7 protein-coding genes are annotated in these 4,527 nt (G+C 62.0%); 5 read left to right on the forward strand and 2 right to left on the reverse strand.

What is annotated here, in order from left to right; all coding sequences use genetic code 11:
- The 5 genes from EN935_RS23595 to EN935_RS23615 form a co-directional block, all read left to right on the forward strand.
- Positions 1-704 (forward strand): hypothetical protein (locus EN935_RS23595; RefSeq protein ID WP_127373656.1); only part of this gene is annotated, 704 nt, incomplete at its 5' end.
- A gap of 216 nt (positions 705-920) precedes the next feature.
- The gene (locus EN935_RS23600; RefSeq protein WP_126066947.1) at positions 921-1,304 is read left to right on the forward strand and encodes a RidA family protein; all 384 of its coding nucleotides are present in this window, start codon (positions 921-923) and stop codon (positions 1,302-1,304) included.
- 14 nt (positions 1,305-1,318) lie between these two features.
- Positions 1,319-1,669 carry a VOC family protein gene (locus EN935_RS23605; RefSeq protein WP_127262529.1) on the forward strand — a complete coding sequence of 117 codons (351 nt, stop codon included), beginning with the start codon at positions 1,319-1,321 and terminating at the stop codon, positions 1,667-1,669.
- 91 nt (positions 1,670-1,760) lie between these two features.
- Complete coding sequence (gene leuB / locus EN935_RS23610) at positions 1,761-2,864, forward strand: 3-isopropylmalate dehydrogenase (protein ID WP_109663690.1); 1,104 nt, start codon at positions 1,761-1,763, stop codon at positions 2,862-2,864.
- Positions 2,865-2,869: 5 nt separating this feature from the next.
- Entirely contained in the window at positions 2,870-3,358 is a 489-nt protein-coding gene (locus EN935_RS23615; protein WP_127262528.1) for a GNAT family N-acetyltransferase, read from the forward strand.
- Here EN935_RS23615 and EN935_RS23620 read toward each other — a convergent pair.
- Entirely contained in the window at positions 3,348-4,001 is a 654-nt protein-coding gene (locus EN935_RS23620) for a DUF805 domain-containing protein (RefSeq protein WP_127262527.1), read from the reverse strand. The two genes, EN935_RS23615 and EN935_RS23620, sit on opposite strands and share 11 nt — an antisense overlap.
- Positions 4,002-4,071: 70 nt before the next feature.
- The coding region (locus EN935_RS23625; protein ID WP_164771290.1) for a DUF805 domain-containing protein at positions 4,072-4,527 on the reverse strand (456 nt) is incomplete at its 5' end.

The following is a 4,527-nucleotide window of genomic DNA, read 5'->3' on the forward strand; positions in this document are numbered from 1 at the left end:
GTGAGAAGGTGCTTGCCTATGACGGCAAACAGCTGGCCACCAACTATGACGTCTTCTTCGATAAGATCGTGGAAGTCGGCGGCGTCAAGGTGGCGCTGTTCGATGTCGGCGATGGCGGCAATCAATGCGGGCCGGCGACAGTGATCGTCTGGAAGCCGGAAGGCGGCACCGTCCAGAGCACCACCGTCGAGCAGGACGACTGCGGCGCGCCGCCCTCGGCGGTGTCCGACAACGCCATCTATTTCGTGCCCTATTTGTTGCCGGGGGATCAGAAGCCGGCTTTGCAGTGGTCGCCGACCGACGGGCTGACGATTTCGGGCAATCTGACCTACATGCCGGAACCCGGCACGGACTGGAAAGACATCGATCCGGAAAAATACCAGAACATCATCGACGCCTTCCACAACGAGGCTGTCTACAAGGAAGCTGAAAAGCTGCTCGGCAAGGACATGCCCGACATGGCGACCAGCCTGCTGGTCGGCGGCGGCACGGAAAAGACCGCATCGGGCGCCTTTTACGCCAGCGGCTGCGTGCCGCATGACTGCGGCGGCAATGACGGGTTCATGGCGGTCGACCCGGCCAAGCACAAGCTCTACTTCGCCCGCCGCGGCGACAATGGCGAGCCGAACGCCTGGCCGGCGGTGGCGACATGGCCGGCGGATATCAAGGAAGCGCTGGACAAGGCGCAGGGGTCGGCAAATTAAAGCATTAGCTTTGCGCGGCGCCCCCGCGCTTTCGTCATCCATGGGCGGAGCGACGCGCAGCGGAGCGCAGACCCGAGGATGACGACGGAAGGGATGCTTCAACCAATCTCGGAGGTTCGCGCTTCGCTTCCGGGATAACAGTTCGCCTGGCTTGGCCCACGACCCGCGCCGTTCCGCCTGCTAATGCTGGCCGACAACCCAAGCAAGGCCCCTCATATGCGCAAACTCATCTCAACCGGTTCCCCCTTCGAAAAGACCGCCGGTTATTCGCGTGCCGTGGTGCAGGGCGACTGGTGCTTCGTCTCCGGCACGACCGGCTATGACTATGCGACGATGACGATGCCGGACACTGTCGAGGCGCAGACACGCAATTGCCTGGCGACGATCGGCAAGGCGCTTCATGATGGTGGCTTCGAGATGGCCGATGTGGTGCGGGCGCATTACTACATCACCGATCAGACCTTCGTGGACATCGTCTTCCCGATCCTCGGCGAGACGTTCGGCGACATCAGACCGGCGGCGACGATGATCGTCTGCCAGCTCAACAAACCGGAAATGAAGATCGAGATCGAAGTCACGGCGCTGCGGCGCACAGCGTAAAAGGCAGGCCGACGATGAAAGTCCAGCGCATCGTTGCCAACATCGAGACATCGGATGTCGCCGCGGCGAAGCGCTTCTACCAGGACGTGCTCGGCCTCGACATGCTCATGGACCTCGGCTGGATCACAACCTACGGCTCGCAAGCAAAGATGGATGTCCAGATCAGCTTCATGGCGCAAGGCGGCTCCGGAACGCCGGTGCCGCCTCTCTCGATCGAGGTCGATGATGTCGATGCAGCGCTCGATGCCATGAAGACGGCCGGCTTCGCCATCGAATACGGACCGGCCGACGAACCCTGGGGCGTGCGGCGCTTCTATGTCCGCGATCCGTTCGGCCGGCTGATCAACATTCTCTCGCATCGGTGATCATGGTTGTGGCGTGCAGGCTTGCGCGCCGGGCGCTTGGCGTTTAGCAAGACCCCAAATCGAAACGCATTCTTTCTGGGACGGTTTCTCCATGGCAACGAAGCATCTTTTCCTGCTCCCCGGCGACGGCATCGGTCCGGAGGCCATGGCTGAGGTCAAGAAACTGATATCAGCCATGAACGACAAGCTCGGCAGCGGTTTTACCACCGAGGACGGCCTGGTCGGCGGCTGCGCCTATGACGCGCATGGCGCGGCGATTTCCGATGCCGACATGGAGAAGGCGATGGCGGCCGACGCGGTGCTGTTCGGCGCCGTCGGCGGTCCGAAATGGGATGCGGTGCCGTATGAGGTGCGTCCCGAGGCTGGCCTGCTGCGGCTGCGCAAGGACATGGAGCTGTTTGCCAATCTTCGCCCCGCCATCTGCTATCCGGCGCTGGCGGCGTCCTCCTCGCTCAAGCAGGAGGTGGTCGAGGGTCTCGACATCCTCATCGTGCGCGAGCTGACCGGCGGCGTCTATTTCGGCGAGCCCAAGCAGATCATCGATCTGGGCAACGGCCAGAAGCGCGGCATCGACACGCAGGTCTATGACACGTTCGAGATCGAGCGCATTTCCGGCGTCGCCTTCGAGCTGGCGCGGACCCGGAAGAACCACGTCACATCGATGGAAAAGCGCAATGTGATGAAGTCGGGCGTGCTGTGGAACGAGGTCGTCACCCAGACCCACAAGGCGCGCTATTCCGACGTCAAGCTCGACCACATGCTGGCCGATGCCGGCGGCATGCAGCTGGTGCGCTGGCCAAAACAGTTCGACGTCATCGTCACCGACAATCTGTTCGGCGACATGCTGTCCGACATTGCCGCCATGCTGACCGGCTCGATCGGCATGCTGCCGTCGGCCTCGCTCGGCGCGCCTGACGTGAAGACCAAGAAGCGCAAGGCGCTCTACGAGCCGGTACACGGCTCGGCGCCCGATATCGCCGGCAAGGGCATTGCCAACCCGATCGCCATGATCGCCTCCTTCGCCATGTGCCTGCGCTATTCCTTCGGCATGGTTGATGAAGCCGACCGTGTCGAAAGCGCGATCGCTGCCGTGCTCGATGCAGGCCTGCGGACGAAAGACATCATGTCCGATGGCATGACCGAGGTCGGTACGGTTCAGATGGGCGACGCGATCATCGCCAAATTCCTGAGCTGATCCCCATGGCGGTCGACGTCCGCTGGGCGACGATCGAGGACGCCACGGCACTCGCGGCCATACTGTGCGCGATGGCGGAGCATTACCGGCAGCCGCCTCTCGATGCCGACCGGACCCTGTTTGCTGCACGCAAATGGCTTGGCGAGGAAAGCCCGGCCTATCCGCATTTCGCGCTCGCCTTCGTCGACGGCGAGGTCAGCGGCTTGGCGTCGGTGGCGATCGCGCATCCAGGTATCGATCTCGAGCGGCTGCTGTTCCTCAAGGACCTGTTCGTGCTCGACAACATCCGCAACGCCGGCGTCGGCCGGGCGCTGATCGGCTTTCTCGCCGATCATTGCCTCAGCCACGGCATTGGCCGTATCGACCTGACCACCGAAGATTGGAACGAGGGCGCGCTGCGTTTTTACGCGAGGCTCGGCGTCGAACGGCACGAGCAGAAGGTCTTTCTCAGGCTTTCGGGCAAGGCGCTGAAGGCGATTGCCCCTAGATCCTGACCCCTGCGGGTACCCGCCCCCAGGGGTTTTCGCCCACCTGAGACGGTACAAGCCCCAAGACCAGCAAGCCCACACCGCCGATAACCGGAATGAAGCAGAGCAAGACAAACCAGCTGCCCAGACCGACATCGTGCAAACGCCGCACCGTAAGCGCGATCCATGGCAGGCCGAATGCCAAGACGAAGACAGCGGCGGGTAGCAATCCGATCGACGTCCTACCCGCATTGATGCCGAAGCCGTTGATGGCCAAATTGACGAGTATCCCGAAGCCAATAAGCGCCACCAGCACAAGATTAAAGCATAGCCAAAAGGCCCAGAATTCCTTGCGGCGGGCGCGTCCGTTGAAATTGAAATAGTTCACGCTCACCGTGTTCCGGAAGTATGCCCACAGTCCCGTGGAACGAGTGGGCTGGTTTTCGGCGGTACGGCCGGGCTGGCGGGGAGGTGACGAGGCCGTGGTCGAATTCACGGCGACGATATTGTGTGCCGTGCCGTCATCGGGCTGGAATTCGACGAGGGTACCGCTGACGAGGGCCGCCCCCTGGGTCACATCGTTAAGGACGAAGAAGTAACGCTTGCCGTCAACTCCATTGATGTAGCCGTAGTCCTGATCCTTGTCGTAGTGAAGCACCGCGCCCTGCATGCGTACCCCCATCTATGCTGCGATGAGAATACTACCCAGGGTTGCCATCGATTGCAATATGCACGCTATACTAAACCCTGACGCCTGCCGGCACCGGCCCCCACTGGTTTTCCCTGGCCTGCGTCGGGATCAGCGCGAAGACCAGGATGATCAGGCTGCCGATGGTCGGGATCAGGATCAGCAGGCAGAGCCAGCCTGACAGGCCGATGTCGTGCAGCCGGCGCACGATCATGCCGAGGCTGGGAAGAATTGTCGCCAGCAGGAAAGTGCCGCACAGCCCGACCGTTATCGCGCCCGAGATATCGCTGTCGAAACCGCCCATATCCATATCGGTGTACAGGCCGATGCCGCCGATGATCAGCAGGCAAACCGTCCAGAATAGGCAGTAGCCCCAATATTCCTTGCGACGCGCGCGACCGGCGAAATTGAAATAGTTCTGCGTCACGCCACGCCAGAAATAGCCCCAGAGATCGCTGGGCTCGGCTGTTTCGGAAGACCGACCGAAATGCTGCGCAGGAGGTGGGGC

The organism is Mesorhizobium sp. M7D.F.Ca.US.004.03.1.1 (assembly GCF_003998635.1).
GTDB classification, from domain to species: domain Bacteria; phylum Pseudomonadota; class Alphaproteobacteria; order Rhizobiales; family Rhizobiaceae; genus Mesorhizobium; species Mesorhizobium loti.